We start from the raw sequence: 14,774 nt of genomic DNA on the forward strand, positions 1-14,774 counted from the left end.
CGGGGGGCCCCGCGGAGCCGGAGGAGGCGCGGGCGGCGCTGGCCGCGCGCGTGCGGCTGGCCCTGGAGGAGGTGCTGGCGAGCGTGTCCGACGACGCCCTCTGCTACGTGCCGCTGGGCATCTCCAGCCACGTGGACCACCTGCTGGTGCGTGACGCCGTGCGGGCGCTGCGCGGCGAGCGGGGCGTCGTCTACTACGAGGACCTGCCGTACTCCGCGCACCACCCGGAGGATGAGATTGTCGACTACGCGTGGGCGCTCGGGCTGTCGCCCCGGTGCGTGGACATGACGGCGCTGTGGCCCGCGAAGCTGCGCGGGCTGTCCTTCTACGCAAGCCAGCTCGAGCCCCGGACGCTGCCCGCGGTGGAGGCGCACGCGCGCAGGCTGGGCGCGGGCCGGGGGCTGTGCGAGCGCGTCTGGACGGTGGCGCCATGAGCGCGCGGGAGCCCCGATGGCTCGGGACGCAGGAGGGGGACCTGCTGGTGCACCTCTCCTACGAAGCGACGCGCACGCTGGGCGGGATGGGCGTGGTGCTGGAGCACCTGCTGTCCTCCCCCGAGTACCGGCGGGACTTCCCGCGCACGCTGCTGGTGAGCCCCACGGTGCGGCCGTGCGGGCTGGGCAGCTACGCGCCGGAGGAGTCGCTGGCGCGCGACCTGGAGGCGCACGGCGAGGTGTTCTACAGCGGCCTGCGCCCGGACAACCCGGAGCGGTGGACGCGCGTCTTCCGGCCGGTGGAGGAGCAGCACGACGTGTCGTTCGTCTACGGGCGGCGCGACGCCCCGGGCGGCCCGGTGGAGGTGCTGCTCGTGGACCTCACCGACGTGCTCCGGGGCTACCGGGTGCGGATGGGCACGCTGCCCCGGTTCCTCGCGCGGCTGCACACGCTGCTGGGCGTGGACCTCCCGTTCGACTGCCGGGGCGCGCGTCCGGCGGCGTGGCGGGGCTGTCGCGCGTGTGGCGCCAGCGCTTCGGCACGCGGCTGGGCGCGGCGCCCTGGGTCAACCGCCTGTTCCGCGAGGCGGTGCGGCACGGCCTGATGGACGCGCCCGCGCTGGACCACGACGCGATGCTGGCCATCGTCCTCGCGGAGCCCGTCTTCGACGCGCTGGAGCGGCTGCGCCCGGCGAAGGAGGGGGCGGGGACGGTCATCCTGGCGCAGGAGCACCTGTCGCTGCCGCTCGCGTACAAGGCGCTGCTCGACGGGCGCGGCTGGTGCCGCACGGTGTACTACGCGGGCGAGGTGCGCACGCCCCGCGTGCTGGTGGAGTACGGCGAGGCAGGGCAGGGCGCGTCCGACGCGCGCTTCTACAACATCCAGCGCCTGGGGCTGGAAGCGGGGCGGACGCTGGACGAGGTCTACCCCGTGGGCACCTGGCCCAACTTCCAGATCCTGCGCAACGGCCACCTGTGCGACCGCGTGGGCGCGGTGAGCGCCTCCGTGGCGGACGAGCTGCGGTTCCTGGACGCGCGCTACGCGCTCCACCCGGTGACGGTGGTGCCGCACGGCCACCGGCCCATCGACACGGGCTGGGACGCGAAGGAGGCGGCGCGGGCGCGGGTGCTGGCCCATGCGCGCAAGCAGTGGGGAAAAGCTTTCCGCCTGCTGCTCACGCACATCGCGCGGGACGAGGTCTGCAAGGGGCTCTGGCGCGACGTGGACGTGTGCGAGCACCTGGCCACGCTGCTGCCGCCGGAGCGCAAGCCCGCGCTGCTGGTGATGGTGACGGAGTGGAACGAGGCGGAGCCGTCCGACAACCTGCGCGCCCTGAAGGCGCGGGTGGACGCGTTCAACGCGAAGGACACGGGCCTGCACATCGCGCTGGTGAACCAGCCCACGTGGCCCGCGGGCCTGGACTTCACGCGGGACGACCTGCACCGCGCCACGGACGTGTCCCTGGGGCAGTCGCTGTATGAGTCCTACGGGCTGGCGCAGCTGGAGGCCCTGGGCTGCGGCGCCATCTGCGTCATCTCCGGCGTGAGCGGCGCCAGGCGGGCCCTGCGCGAGGTGTGCCTGCGGCAGGGCCTGTCGGAGGCCGCGCACCCGAACCTCGTCGTCTCCGACGCGGCGGCGGACGCCCGGGAGGCGGGCCTGGCGCACACGGTGGAGGCCTGGAAGGCGCTGCCCGCGGGCGTGCTGCGGGAGCAGGAGCTGCGCACCGCGGAGCGCGTGGCGGAGGAGGTGGTGCGCCGCCTCCCCCGCGACGCGCACGAAGGCCGCCTGCTGCTGGCGACGGGCTGGGCGCTGTCGGAGCGGCTGGGCTGGGAGCCGCTCATCCGCGAGCAGCTGCTGCCGCTGCTCCGCTTCCCGAAGCCGGAGGCGGAGTCCGTGTCCGACTGGAGCGCGGCCCACGGCTGAAGGCCGTCACGCAATCACTTTCAAACAGGAGTGCGGCACATGGCAGAGAACAACCCGGCCCCGGCGCTCATCGTCGTGGCCCACCCGGAGGACGTCGTCCGCCTGTTCAGCACGGTGGCGCCGGGGGCGGACCTGGCGGTGGTGACGGAGGACGGAGGCGCGGGCCGGGAGCTGGAGACAGTGGGCCGGGCCCTGGGCGCGCGGAGCACGCACCTGCTGCTGTCGCCCTCGGAGGTGGGGCCGTGGTGCCGCGAGCAGCGCTCCCGGGGCGACGTCCGCGTCTTCACCCACAGCCCGCAGGAGGACGCCCCCCTGCACCGCGAGGTGGCGCTCCTCGTCAGCCGCGTCTTCGACCGCCTGTGGGTGCCCGCCACGGGCGCCAGGCCCACGGCCTGGACGGTGCTGGACGACGCGGCCTTCCAGCGCAAGCTGGGCCTGCTCAACACGCTCTACCGGGAGCGTCCGGACGGGGCCGTTTCGGGCGCCTGCACGGACCCCGTGCGTGACGGGCCCGGCATCGAGGCCTTCACGGAGGCGCGGGCCGCGGACGTGGTGCGCGCCCTGTCCCTCACGAAGCCGGAGATCTTCTCCGAGCTCGCGGACCCCTGGGGCTTCTCCCGCTCCGCCTACGAGGTGGAGCGCTTCGCCCTCACCGCGAAGGTGCTGGGGACGCTGCGCCACGCCGTCCCGCCCCGGCGCGTGGTGGACGTGGGCGCGTGCGAGGGGATGATGACCGAGCACCTGCTGGCGCTCTTCCCCGACGCGAACGTCCAGGCCGTGGAGTCCGAGCCCCGCTTCGTCACGCGCCTGCGCGAGCGGCTGGGCGGCCACGCGCGCGTGCGCATCGTGGAGGCCAGCGCGGAGGACGTGGCGCTGGAGGCGGACCTGGTGCTGCTGGCGGAGGTGCTCTACTACCTGTCCGACGACGCCAGCCGCGACCTCCTGGACCGGCTGCGCGCGTCCCACCTGCTCACGTCCTACGGCGGCGGCTTCGGTGACCAGCTGCACGCCGCGCTCGCCGGGCGAGGCTGGAAGTGCATCCAGTCCGCGACACTCCCGGGCCGCATCGAGCCCGTGGACGGCGCCGGAAGCCCGCTGCTCGTGCGCCGCGCAGGCACCGGAATCCGGCTCTGGGAGCGGTAGGCGCGCTGTATCAAGACAGGACCTGAACGGTCACCGACACGCGGCCCGTCATGGAGTACATGGAGGCCATGAACTCCAGACTCCGTCGTTTTCTGTCGTTTACCTCGGTTCCCCTCCTCCTGAGCTGCGGCGCTGCCGCGGTGTCGGACACGCCGGCCGCCGCGCTGGCCGTGCGGACGCAGGAGCTGGCCTCGGGCACGCCCGCGGGCAACGGGGTGGTGCTGTTCCTCAATGACTGGACCACCACGTTCTCCGTGCTGGACACGCAGGTGCCGCTCAACTCGCAGGCGGCGCAGAGCATCATCACCTGGCGCAACGGGCCGGACGGCCTCGCGCACACGGGGGACGACCGGCGCTTCGTCTCCATCGAGCAGGTGGATGACCTCCTGTACGTGGGGCCGGCGGCGCTGACGGCGCTGGAGACGTACGCCCGGGGCACGGGCCGGGTGGAGCTGCCGGTGGACGGCTGGGTGGGCACGTTCCACGGCGTGTCCTTCAACGTCGCGGAGGCGCGCCGGGCGCTGGCGGTGGTGAACACGCAGTCCGCGGCGGCGTTGCAGACGACGTACAACGTGCCCGCGGCGGCGGCGAACGCGATGGTGGCGGCGCGGCCGTTCTACGACATCCTGAAGCTGGGCCGGCTGCCGGGCGTGGATGCGACGGCGCTCCAGAACCTCAAGACGGCCACCCAGCAGGGCGCGGAGGGCGACCCGTGCACGGGCGCCGCGACGTGCGGGCCCGCGCTCGAGTGCGAGGGCATCCCTTACGACAACTCCAGCCCCTACGGCCGCTGTGTGACGGCGGTGAGCACCCCGGGGGACGGCGCGTCGTGCTCGCGCTTCGTGCCGTGTCAGGACGGGCTGGCGTGCCACGGCCTGGACTCGGGCGCGACGGAGGGCTGGTGCCGGCCGGCGTGGATGTCGGGCGAGTTCACGGCGTACGCGGACCTGACGCTGCAGGGGAACACGACGCCGCTGACGTCGACGCAGCCGGTGGTGGGGCTGGCGACGGTGCCGGAGGACATCACGGTGGAGCTGGACCTGGCGCACAACAACCCGTCCCGGCTGGTGCTGACGCTGGAGGATCCGGGTGGGGAGACGGCGCTCCTGTGGGACGGCCCCAACGAGGGCACGCCGCCCAAGCGCATCCCGGTGACGCGCGGCATCCCGCGGGACGGCTCCGTCAACGGCCTGTGGAAGCTGCACGTCGTCAACCCGTCGGGCGTGGGCAACGGCAAGCTGCGTGAGTGGAAGCTGAAGCTGACCAGCCGCTGGGACTGAGGGCCCACACCTGTCAGGTCGTAGGAAATCCAAGCCCCTCCTGTAGGTTCGGCCCATGAGCAAGCGGACGAGTGACCACAACGGCGCGCGGTTCCTGATGGATGGCGAGGACTTCTTCGCCGCCTTCGTCGCGTGCCTGGAGGAGGTGCGGCAGAGCGTCAGCGGCACGGACGAGCCGTCCTCGAAGCAGGAGGGCAAGTCCCCGCCGTCCGTGCCCGCGAACACCTACGTCCGGCTGGCCTACTGGGCCATGGAGCACCACCTCCCGCTGAAGCAGGACGACCAGGGCTTCACGCTGGAGGTGGCCTTGAAGGGGCTGGCGGACCTGGGCGTCCACGTGGAGATCATCCTGTGGGACCCGGACACCGTGTCGGCGAACGCGGGCGGCAACGAGAACTTCGCGAAGAAGGTCGCCCGCGGGAACGCGGCGGTGGCGGAGGCGCTGCACGGGTACAAGAACAAGATCCTCGTCTACCTGGAGAGCCACCCCGCCGTGGGGGGCGTGGGGTACGGGCTGCACCAGAAGATGTCCCTCTTCTCCATCGGCGGGCGGCTCAAGGCGCTGGTGGGCGGCTTCAACATGGAGCTGGAGTACTGGGACCGCGCCTATCACACGGGGCAGCACCCCCTCACGGGCCACGGCCACACCCTCCACGACACCGCGGTGCTGGTGGAAGGGCCGGTGACGTGTGACATCGAGCTGGAGTGGCTGCGCCGGTGGGACCGGCAGGTCTCGTTGAAGTCGTTGCAGTTCTGGTCGAAGGAGCAACCCGCGTACAAGGTCCGGGGCGCCGTCCGCGGGCTCGTCTCGGATCAACCCACGGACGGGGGGATGACGATCTCCGTGCTGACGACGGGCGTCTTCGCCACGAAGACCGAGTACAGCATCCGGGATGAAATCAAGACGCTCCTCCAGGGCGCCAATGCCTATGTCTACGCGGAGAACTACCAGTTCTTCGAGCCGGAGATCGTCACGGAGATCTGCCGGAAGCTGAAGACGCAGAAGCAGTTCCAGGTCTGCGTGGTGATTCCGGATCCCGTCTGCGACCCGACCCAGGCGAACACGCAGCTGTCACGCATCGCGTATGCGCGGATGCTGCTGTCGAGCTTCAAGGAGAAGGGCGGCGTCAAGGGCAAGCTCGACGAGGCCCTGCGCGCCGTGCGGCTCCAGGACGTCGCGGAGCCGGTGAACAACGAGCAGGGCGTGTATTACAAGGTCCTCGGCGCGAAGAAGCCCAAGGGCTGGATGGAGGGCGCGAAGCTCCAGATGCGTCCCCCGGAGGTCAAGGGCGAGAAGACCGTCAACAAGCCGGTGGAGGTGGCCCTGGAGCTGATTGACGGGGTGGAGCTGAAGGAGGACGCGAAGCCCCGCGTCCAGTTCTACTGCCCGGTGCGGTTCCCGTCCCACAGCGACGACTACGCGCAGAGCACGAAGATCTACGTGCACTCGAAGCTGATGCTCATCGACTCGCGCCACGTCATCGTGGGCAGCGCGAACTTCGGCCACCGCAGCATGCATTACGACGGCGAGCTGAGCCTGCACATCAACAGCGACGCCTTCGCCGTCGCGGTGAAGCAGCAGCTCTTTCCGCACTACAACGTGCACTCCATGAAGGAAGTGCCGGAGGCGCTGCGGGAGGATGCGCGGAGCGTGCGCGATCAGGTGCGGCTCATCCCGCGCAGCCCGGGAGAGCTCCGGGCGGAGAAGGGGAAGCTGCCGCCCTATCCGCTGGACTACAGCTGGTTCTGACGGCCCCGCCTTCCGCGTCCGTGTAGCATCGCGCCCATGCACTCCCATCCCGTGGCGGGCGTCGTCTGGTATGCCATTGGCCGCTTCTACGAAGCGCTCGACGGCACGGTGCAGGACGTGGGCTATTTCGCGCACCTGGGGGACCTGGAGGGGCCGCTCTTCAACGGTCCACCAGGAGAAGCCCACGCCTTCTTCACCTTCCGCGCGGAGCCCTTCACGCCCCAGCACCTGAGCAACGGAGACCTCACGGTGTCGTTGGATCCGGTGGGCCGCTTCACCCTGTACTTCAACCCGGAGCCGTGCGGAGACTTCAGCGCGCCGGAGAGCTTCTCGGTGGGCCAGCCCATCGCGACGCTCCAGCGCCTCTCCACGGTGGTGGGGACGGCGGTGGGCCCGCTCTCCAGCAACCTCTTCTCCGCGGTGCTGTGCTCCAGCGAGGACTTCCACTTCCGGGGCCGGACGTGGAACCTGGGGCGCGGTCTGCCCCGGGGCATCACCCAGCTGGGAACCGGCAGCACCGCCCCGCTGCAGCCGCCGCCCGCGGGCTACCGGAGCGTCACGGCCTTCGTCGGCTCGGCGATGGCGCTGGGGGGCGAGGCGCGCGCGCCATGAGCCGCCGTCCAAAGGGCCTCCAACCCGGCCCCGGGTATATAAGAATTGACTAATATGAGTGTGGCCTGTAATGACCCTGTGAACGCAGGAGGACCGCACATGCTTCACAAGCTCATTGGCGCCGAGTTCCGCGCATGCGTCGAGCGCGACCACGAAGGCAAGCCGTCCCACGTGGTCGTCGCCCAGCGCGTCTATCCCACCGACGTCGAGGACCTGTGGGACGCGGTCACCAACCCCGAGCGCATCCCACGCTGGTTCATGCCCATCGAGGGGCAGCTGCGGCAGGGCGGCCGCTATCAGCTCAAGGGGAACGCGGGAGGCACCATCACGCGGTGTGACCGGCCCACGGCGTTCGACCTCACCTGGGAGATGAACGGGGGCATGAGCTGGGTGACCGTCCGCCTGGCCCCGGAAGGGAAGGGCACGCGGCTGACGCTCGAGCACATCGTGCACGCCGCGGACGTTGAACAGTTCTGGAGCCAGTTCGGCCCGGGCGCCACGGGCGTGGGCTGGGACCTGGGCTTCCTGGGGCTGGGGCAGTACCTCGAGACGGGCGGGGACGTGGCCGCGGAGGCCGCCGCCAGCTGGGTCGCCTCCGATGAAGCGAAGGCCTTCATGCGCGCGAGCGCCCGGTCCTGGGCCGACGCCCACGTGGCGGGCGGAGAGGCCCCGGACGTGGCCCGAGGGATGGCCGAGTGCACGGCCGCGTTCTATACAGGAGGCTGATGCACGCCTTCGACGTCCTCGGTGATCCGGTACGCCGCCGCATCCTGGAGCTGCTGGCGGAGGGCGAGCACGCCTCGGGAGAGGTCGTGGCCGTGGTGCAGCGCGAGTTCGGCATCACCCAGTCGGCCGTCTCGCAGCACCTGAAGGTCCTGCGGGACAACGGCTTCGCGACGGTGCGAGTGGATGGCGCCCGGCGCCTCTACGCCGTGGACGCCGCGCCCCTGGCGGAGGTGGATGCCTGGCTGGGCCGCTTCCGGGCGTTCTGGACGCCGCGCCTGGATGCCCTGGCCACCGAGGTCGCGCGGGGCAAGAAGAAGCGGGGCGACTGAGAAGCCGGCCCCGCTCGTTTCCGTGGGGCGCTCAGGGCCCGTGGAGAAGGGTGCCTCCGGCTCCGACGATCCAGACGTCGTCCGGTCCCGTGCCCGAAACACCGAACAGCTCCTGGGTCGTCGGCGAGGCCACCTGCGTCCAGCCGTCGCCGTCCCAGTGCATGATCACCCCGCCCGAACCCACGGCCCAGACGTCGCTCGGGCTGCTCCCCCAGACGCCGTGGAGGAAGGGGAAGGGCGCCCGCTGCTCCATGACCCGGCCGGACGTGGACGTCCACCGCATGAGCACGCCCGAGGAGCCCACGGCGAAGACGTCGTTGGCGGAAGAAGCCCAGACCCCCTGGAGGCTCGTCGTCGTGGGAGTCGTCAGCTGCTCCCAGTCGGTGTCCTTCCACCGCATGATCATGCTGTCCTGGGCGGCGAAGGCCGTGCCGTCCGCGAGCATGAAGACATCCGACACCGTGGTGTACGGATGGGGAGCGCCCGTGGCGAACTTCGTCCACTCCGAGCCGTCCCAGACGAGCGCCTGGCGCTGCTCCCCCTCCTTGCCGACCGCCATGGCGCTCCGCGCGGACACGGCGGAGACACCCGTGAGCAGGGCCGCCGTCGGGGAGCTGCCGTACACGGACCAGGTGCCGTCCTTCAGGGACAGGAAGGTGCCGCCCGCGCCCACCGCCCAGCCTCCGCCCTCGGCGAGCGTCACCGAGTAGAGATCCTCGGACGTCGGCGAGCCGGCGGCGCTCCACTGGGTGCCATTCCACCGCAGCACGGTGCCGCGGAAGCCCACGGCGTACGCCTCCGTGGGCGACACGACGGCCACGTCCCGCAGGGTCGCCGTGGTGGTGCTCGGCACGAGCTGGAACCCGGTCGTCGGGCCCGCGTCCACGTCGGTGCCCGCGTCAGGGCCGTGCCCGCGTCCACGTCGGTGCCCGCGTCAGGGGCCATGCCCGCGTCCACGTCGTTGCCCGCGTCCGTGCCCGCGTCCGCGTCGGGTCCCTCCTGCGCGCAGGCGCCCTCCCTGCACACGTTGCCGTCGCCACACGCGACACACGCCTCGCCGAAAGAGCCACAGGCCGAATCCTGGGTGCCTCGGAGGCAGACGCCCCGCTCGTTGACGCAGCCCTCGCACCCAGTCGGCGAGTTGCATGCCGCCGCCAGGACCGCGCCCACGCTCACGCCCAGGACCAGGGCCAGAACACTTCCTCGAAATGCAGACATCCGCGACCTCGGAACACCTGCCCCCGGCCGGTCAGGTGACCTCCACCCTAACAGCTTCAGCGAGCGCTCCGTTGGTTCCGGGCCGGGGGGCCGCCAACGCCCCCTGTCTTCGCACTGGACGCGACAGTCCGCGCTCGGCAGCCTTCAGCCGGGCTCCCTTCCCCCTGGGGCCCAAGGAGTCCTACGGATGAAGCTCAAGGCGTTCTGCATCGCCGTGTCGCTGTTGGCCGTCCCCGGCGTGGCCGCCGCGCAAAGCCCCTTTGATTCCCTGAAGAAGGCCGCGGGCGACGCCAGCAAGTCCACCGTCGAGAAGCGCGTCAACACGAAGCTGACGGACGAGGGCCGCAAGAACCAGTGCAGCTTCAAGACGGGCACCGCCGAGCTGGCCCCTGGCTGCGACGCGAAGCTCAAGAAGCTCACCAACGCCCTCGTCGACGCGAAGAAGCAGCTCGTCGCCGCTGGCGTCAAGAGCTACAAGTTCGAGGTCTCCGGCCACACCGACTCGACGGGTGACGCCGCGAAGAACAAGAAGCTCAGCGAGCAGCGCGCGGAGACCATCGTCAAGGAGCTCGTCGCGCGCGGCATCCCCCGAGGGGAGATCACCGCCGTGGGCTACGGCTCCGAGCGCCCCCTGGTGAAGCCGGACAACACCGAGGCGAAGCGCGCGAAGAACCGCCGCTACGAGCTCCAGGTCCGCCTGTAATCCCTCTCACGGATGACGACGGGCGGCGTCGCTGGCGCCGCCCGCCTTGAAGCCCGAGACGCCCGGCCTGCCGGTCAGGCGGGAATCAGGGGGACACGGGGGCGAAGACGTAGCCCACGTCCACGTTGGAGATGGAGGGCAGACAGGCCGGGCTTGTCCCGGACATGTGAGCCATCCAGCAGGGCTTGCTGCCCGGCGTGCTGGAGACGTCGATGATGGCCTCCTGGGCTCCGGCGGCGAACGTCACCGGATGCCAGGTGGGAGTGACGTTGATGCTGCAATAGCCCAGGGTGCACACGTGGCAGTCCGTGGCCACCGCATAGGAGATGGCGGCGCTGGAGTCGCAACCGGCGCCCAGCACGTCGTCCTTGCGGAAGCGCATATGGCTGATGGCGCACGCCGGGTCGGGGGAGATGGGGGAGGGGAACAGCACGCGCGACCTCACCTCGCTGCTCGCTTCGCCCCGGAACTGGAAGACGGCGTCGTTGAAGTCCCGGTCACCGCCGCCGGTGAGCTCCTCGAAGGCCAGGAGCCAGGTCTGCGGCGTGGTGCTCGGAGCTCCCAGGCTGACGTGCGGCATGTTGCCGTTGCCCGAGACAGCCACCGTGGAGGCTTCCATGGGGAGCGAGGTGTTTCCATAGGGCGCCGTGCCGAGGCGGGCCAGGGCCTCCCCCTCCAGCCATCCGCACAGGTCCTGTCCCGTGGAGGCGACCGCGCAAGCCCCGTCGAGCGGGTGGGGGGCCCAGGGGTCGCAGTACTCGGAGGCCGCGCACCCGATGTTGCGGGTCGCGACAGGCATCTGGCCCACGGGGTCCTGGTCCAGGTTCCACTTCGACTTGGAGAAGAACACGGAGGTGGAGGTCTTCAGGTGCAGGGTGCACTGGCCGTTGGCCGCCTTGCGCAGGCACGGATACACCCGGCTCTCGTAGGGGAGGTGGATGGAATCGTTCGCGACGATCAGGAAGAAGACCAGCTCCCGTCCACCCTGGAGGGTTCCCAGGTCCACCGTCTGGTCTTCCTGGGCCAGGAAGAAGACCGGATGGCCCAGGCCCCGGTGGTTGTTGGCGGCGTGGGCGGGCTCCAACAGGTTGGGGATGCGCGCGAAGAGCCCGTTGTCCGAGTAGCCGGTGCGAGGGAGCGCGGGCGTGTTGCTCCCCACCACGTCGATTCTCACGTTGGGGTGGCTGCCAGGGCGGGCATCCTGCAGGAGCACGCCTGACGTGAAGGCGCTGGTGCAGGACTCGTTGAGCGCCAGCTCGGGCTGGCTGTACGTGAAGCCTCCCGAGGTGAAGGTGCGGCTACAGCGCCGGGTCGTCCCCACGTAGGGACGCGCCTGGGAGCCCGTGGGCGGGGCCAGGTTGTAGAGATCCTCGTGCAGGTCCGTGATGCCATTGCCGTTGAGATCCAGCAGGTTGCCATTCACGTCGAGGTAGCCCCGTGCCTTGAGATCATCCACGTAGAGGTACCCCAGCGAGGGGCTCGTGCCAGAGGCGTCATGCACGTACGTGGCGGTCACCCGCTGGGACACGGGAAGCACGATGTATTCCGCGGACGTGAGCGCCAGGGGTGGGGTGGCGCTCAGCGTCTGCTGTGGCGTGAGCGCCATCTGTTCGAGGAACTGGAAGGACTCGGCCGAGAAGGGTGGCTCGTAGTCGGCTTCCAGGTCGGTGTCGTAACAGCTGAGCGGCAGAGCGGCGCTGGCTGGACCTGGCAAGGCCATGGAGAGCAGGACGCTCCCAGCCACAAGGTACGGGATGTGAAGAAAATACGGACGCATGGATGGAAGCCTCGGCAGACGGTGGCTGCCTGGAAAGGTCGTGTGAGCTGTCAGCGCAAGACAATCAGCTTGGTGTGAAGGTCGCGGACTGGGATGTCCTGCCAGTCCGCTCGGAGTACCTCGAAGGTCATGCCTACTTCAAAGCGCTCGGCTCCGTGAAGGGACAGGCCGTCCTGGAACTGTCGGACGTGGCCGGCATGGCCCCGCTGGGTGTCTTTGATTGCGTGACGACCGTCTATCTCATGCATTGCGCACACTCGCCCGAACACGTGCTGCGCATGGGCCGGAACATCCATGCCCAGCCTGGAACCTCGTGGGACTGGCCCGCCAGCGCCCCGGACGCGAGATTTGACGCGGCGCGACAGGCCCGGCCGCACCGATACAAATCGAAGCAACTTTTTTCTCTCAGCGGGCGAGAATCGAGGAAATCATGCGAACCCATCCCTCCCACCGCCCCCCTCTCCACGTCGGCTCCACCGGCAACCGCGTTCAGAAGCTCGAGGAGCGCCTGAAGTCGCAGGGTTACCTCAAGGGTGCCGCTGACGACCGCTTCGACGCTGGCACCGCCAAGGCGGTGGTTGCCTACAAGCTCGACCACGGTTGGGAGGGGAAGCCGAAGGGGGTTGCCGGTGAGCGGATGGCTCAATCGCTGAAGGGCACCGGCACGACCGCCGAGACCCGCCAGCCTGGCGGCAGCGGCGATAAGGGCAAGACCCCGTCGAAGCTCAAGGGCGCGACCTACAACGTCGAGCGCGACCGCGACCCCAAGGACGTGCAGAAGTTCCTGGGCAAGTTCGCCAAGAACAACGACCTCGACTTCGTCCAGCTCCAGGAGATCAACGGCTACCACAAGGCCCTGGAGAAGATCCCCGGCTACCACCTGGTGACCTTCCCCGGAGCCAAGGACCATGGCGAGACGGGCATCCTCGTCAAGGACAGCCTGCTCCAGAAGCAAGCCATGTCCATCCAGGGCGAGGGCGGCGGCTGGACCACCGTGCGCGGCGGCCACGCCCCTCCGCGAGCGGCCACCGCGGTCAAGCTCGCGGGCTGGCTGCAGGTGGTCTCGGCCCACCAGCCGCCCTCGGTCGACTGGAAGGACGGGCACCCCGTCGGGCCGAAGAACCGGGTGAGCACCTACAAGTCGCTCTCCGAGAAGCTGCTCGGCTTCGCGAAGCGGAAGATTGAAAACAACCCCGACCAGGGCGTGCTCATCGGCGGCGACTGGAACGAGCCTGCGTCCACCAAGGGGAAGTGGTCGCCCGGCTGGATCGCCCGGCAGGCCGGCATGACCACCCATGGCGGCGTGGAGAGCCACGGCCACGGCAAGATCGACTATGCGATGTCCTACGGGTGCCGGGTCTCGAACGTCAAAGCAGGCCCGACCGGCGGCTCGGATCACAACATCGTCACCTTCACCGTGAGCCGCCCGAAGGGCCAGAAGGGCTGAAGCGCCGCCTGGACTGATGCCGAGCCGGGGACTCGGTGCGGATGAGCCCCGGTCCGTCATTCCCTCACGACACGGGCACGGGCTTGGGGCTCACCTCCACCATGCCGAGGTTGCCGTCCACGTACTCGGCCATCTGCTCCGGCGTCACCTCGATGGGGCCCTTGGGGCAGAGCGGATCATTGACGAGGTAGTTGCCGGACTCCGTCTTGCCCGTCACCGTCACCCAGTGCCCCCCGAAGTTGTGGTCCATCAGGTAGTTGTCCGCGGCGCTCGCCGTGGGCCCCCAGGCCTGGTGCTCGGGGTCGTAGCCAAAGGGGTTGCCTCCGAGGATGACGGGGTGCCCGCGCGAGAGCGCGTCGTCCACGGCCGCCACGTCGACCTTGTTCTGGCGCACGAGCGTGGCCACGGCGCCCGCCTCCGTCACGCCCTCGGCGACCTGGTCCACGGTCATCGTGACGGACGTGTTGGAGTCGTAGTCGAGGATGTTGTCCCGCACGCCGTCGATGGCCTCTCCCGCTCCAGCCGCGTCCGGATGCTCCATCGCGCCCACGGCCGCCGCCGCGATGACCACCGAGGTCGGCCCGCAGTCGTTGCCGCCGTAGTACTCGCTGGCGTCGTTGAAGTCCTTGTAGCCGGTCTCGCCCCACTGGGCGACGTGGAGGGCCTTCGCCTCCTCCAGCGTCGAGACGGTGCTCGGGGGCGTGGGCGGCACCAGGTTCTTGCCGGACAGGTCCTGCACCCGCACCTCGCCGCCCGGCATGCGGGTGAGGGTGCCGCGCTCGAACCGCTGCACCATGGCGCCATCCTTGCCCGGCTCCAGCGGGCTCATGGGCCGCCCGAGCTGCGGCGCGTAGGCGTCCGCCAGGACGCCCATCGTGGAGTCCGTCGCCGGGTGCTGCGGGCGCTGCATGGCGGCCACCGTGGCCGGGCTCAGCTTGCCGTCCGCGGGGGTGATGCCCTCCGCGGTCTGGAAGTCCCTGACGGCCGCCTGGGACCTGGGCCCGAAGGTGCCGTAGGCGGCGTTGCCCATGTCCAGGTAGCCCGCGCCCTCGAGGAACTTCTGCAGGCGCGTGACGGGCCCCTCCTGGCCCTTGTCGGACTGGTTGGAGACGATGTCGCCCACGCCCGTGGCGTCGGTCAGTGACGGCGGGCCACCCGTCGGCTGGGGCGTGGGGCTCGGGCCCGGCGAGGCCACGGTCACCGGCTTCGCCAGCCCCTGCAGCCGCCGCATCGCCTCGCCGTTCACCGCGCTCTCGAAGGCGTCGCGAACGACGTTGCGCGGGGGCTCGGGCTGCGGCCCCACCTGCGCCCCCGGCGGGCACTGCGGCGCCGTGCTCCGCGTGGCTCCCGTGGCGGACGGCGGCGTGAAGAACGAAAACGGATGGCTCTGGATGCGCGACATGGACTTCCCCCTCTGGGCCCCCTCGGCCC

At 70.4% G+C, this 14,774-nt stretch carries 14 protein-coding genes; 11 read left to right on the top strand and 3 right to left on the bottom strand.

The window, feature by feature from the left end:
• From ACLEQD_RS03515 to ACLEQD_RS03555, 9 genes are all read left to right on the top strand, one after another.
• Positions 1-434, top strand: a 434-nt coding sequence (locus ACLEQD_RS03515; RefSeq protein WP_410381800.1) for a hypothetical protein, incomplete at its 5' end; no start/stop codon positions are given.
• Complete coding sequence (locus ACLEQD_RS03520) at positions 431-1,039, top strand: hypothetical protein (RefSeq protein WP_410381802.1); 609 nt, start codon at positions 431-433, stop codon at positions 1,037-1,039. The genes ACLEQD_RS03515 and ACLEQD_RS03520, both read left to right, overlap by 4 nt.
• Entirely contained in the window at positions 955-2,358 is a 1,404-nt protein-coding gene (locus tag ACLEQD_RS03525; protein ID WP_410381804.1) for a hypothetical protein, read from the top strand. The genes ACLEQD_RS03520 and ACLEQD_RS03525 overlap by 85 nt, the downstream gene beginning before the upstream one ends.
• A 39-nt stretch (positions 2,359-2,397) precedes the next feature.
• On the top strand, positions 2,398-3,501 hold the full coding sequence (locus tag ACLEQD_RS03530) for a class I SAM-dependent methyltransferase (RefSeq protein ID WP_410381806.1): 1,104 nt from the start codon (positions 2,398-2,400) through the stop codon (positions 3,499-3,501).
• A gap of 68 nt (positions 3,502-3,569) precedes the next feature.
• Positions 3,570-4,781 (top strand): proprotein convertase P-domain-containing protein, encoded by a 1,212-nt coding sequence (locus ACLEQD_RS03535; protein WP_410381808.1) that lies wholly within the window; start codon positions 3,570-3,572, stop codon positions 4,779-4,781.
• A gap of 55 nt (positions 4,782-4,836) precedes the next feature.
• Positions 4,837-6,531, top strand: a complete 1,695-nt coding sequence (locus tag ACLEQD_RS03540; RefSeq protein ID WP_410381810.1) for a phospholipase D-like domain-containing protein — start codon at positions 4,837-4,839, stop codon at positions 6,529-6,531.
• A gap of 36 nt (positions 6,532-6,567) precedes the next feature.
• A complete protein-coding gene (locus ACLEQD_RS03545; RefSeq protein WP_410381812.1) occupies positions 6,568-7,143 on the top strand; it encodes a hypothetical protein in 576 nt (191 codons plus the stop codon).
• Positions 7,144-7,242: 99 nt separating this feature from the next.
• Positions 7,243-7,869 (top strand): SRPBCC family protein, encoded by a 627-nt coding sequence (locus ACLEQD_RS03550; protein WP_410381814.1) that lies wholly within the window; start codon positions 7,243-7,245, stop codon positions 7,867-7,869.
• On the top strand, positions 7,869-8,198 hold the full coding sequence (locus tag ACLEQD_RS03555) for an ArsR/SmtB family transcription factor (protein WP_410381816.1): 330 nt from the start codon (positions 7,869-7,871) through the stop codon (positions 8,196-8,198). The genes ACLEQD_RS03550 and ACLEQD_RS03555 overlap by 1 nt, the downstream gene beginning before the upstream one ends.
• Before the next feature lie 31 nt (positions 8,199-8,229).
• On the opposite strand, the gene ACLEQD_RS03560 is transcribed toward ACLEQD_RS03555, so the two are convergent.
• On the bottom strand, positions 8,230-9,084 hold the full coding sequence (locus ACLEQD_RS03560; RefSeq protein ID WP_410381817.1) for a WD40/YVTN/BNR-like repeat-containing protein: 855 nt from the start codon (positions 9,082-9,084) through the stop codon (positions 8,230-8,232).
• A gap of 519 nt (positions 9,085-9,603) precedes the next feature.
• On the opposite strand from ACLEQD_RS03560, the gene ACLEQD_RS03565 reads away from it, so the two are divergent.
• Positions 9,604-10,119, top strand: a complete 516-nt coding sequence (locus tag ACLEQD_RS03565) for an OmpA family protein (protein ID WP_410381819.1) — start codon at positions 9,604-9,606, stop codon at positions 10,117-10,119.
• 85 nt (positions 10,120-10,204) lie between these two features.
• On the opposite strand, the gene ACLEQD_RS03570 is transcribed toward ACLEQD_RS03565, so the two are convergent.
• Complete coding sequence (locus ACLEQD_RS03570; RefSeq protein WP_410381821.1) at positions 10,205-11,839, bottom strand: DUF4114 domain-containing protein; 1,635 nt, start codon at positions 11,837-11,839, stop codon at positions 10,205-10,207.
• Between the two features lie 487 nt (positions 11,840-12,326).
• Between ACLEQD_RS03570 and ACLEQD_RS03575 the strand changes: the two genes are divergently transcribed.
• Positions 12,327-13,343 (top strand): peptidoglycan-binding domain-containing protein, encoded by a 1,017-nt coding sequence (locus ACLEQD_RS03575; RefSeq protein ID WP_410381823.1) that lies wholly within the window; start codon positions 12,327-12,329, stop codon positions 13,341-13,343.
• A 64-nt stretch (positions 13,344-13,407) separates the two neighbouring features.
• On the opposite strand, the gene ACLEQD_RS03580 is transcribed toward ACLEQD_RS03575, so the two are convergent.
• The gene (locus tag ACLEQD_RS03580) at positions 13,408-14,745 is read right to left on the bottom strand and encodes a peptidoglycan-binding protein (protein ID WP_410381825.1); all 1,338 of its coding nucleotides are present in this window, start codon (positions 14,743-14,745) and stop codon (positions 13,408-13,410) included.
• Positions 14,746-14,774: the final 29 nt, after the last annotated feature.

It is taken from the genome of Corallococcus sp. 4LFB (assembly GCF_046520365.1).
Taxonomy (GTDB): Bacteria; Myxococcota; Myxococcia; order Myxococcales; family Myxococcaceae; genus Corallococcus; species Corallococcus caeni.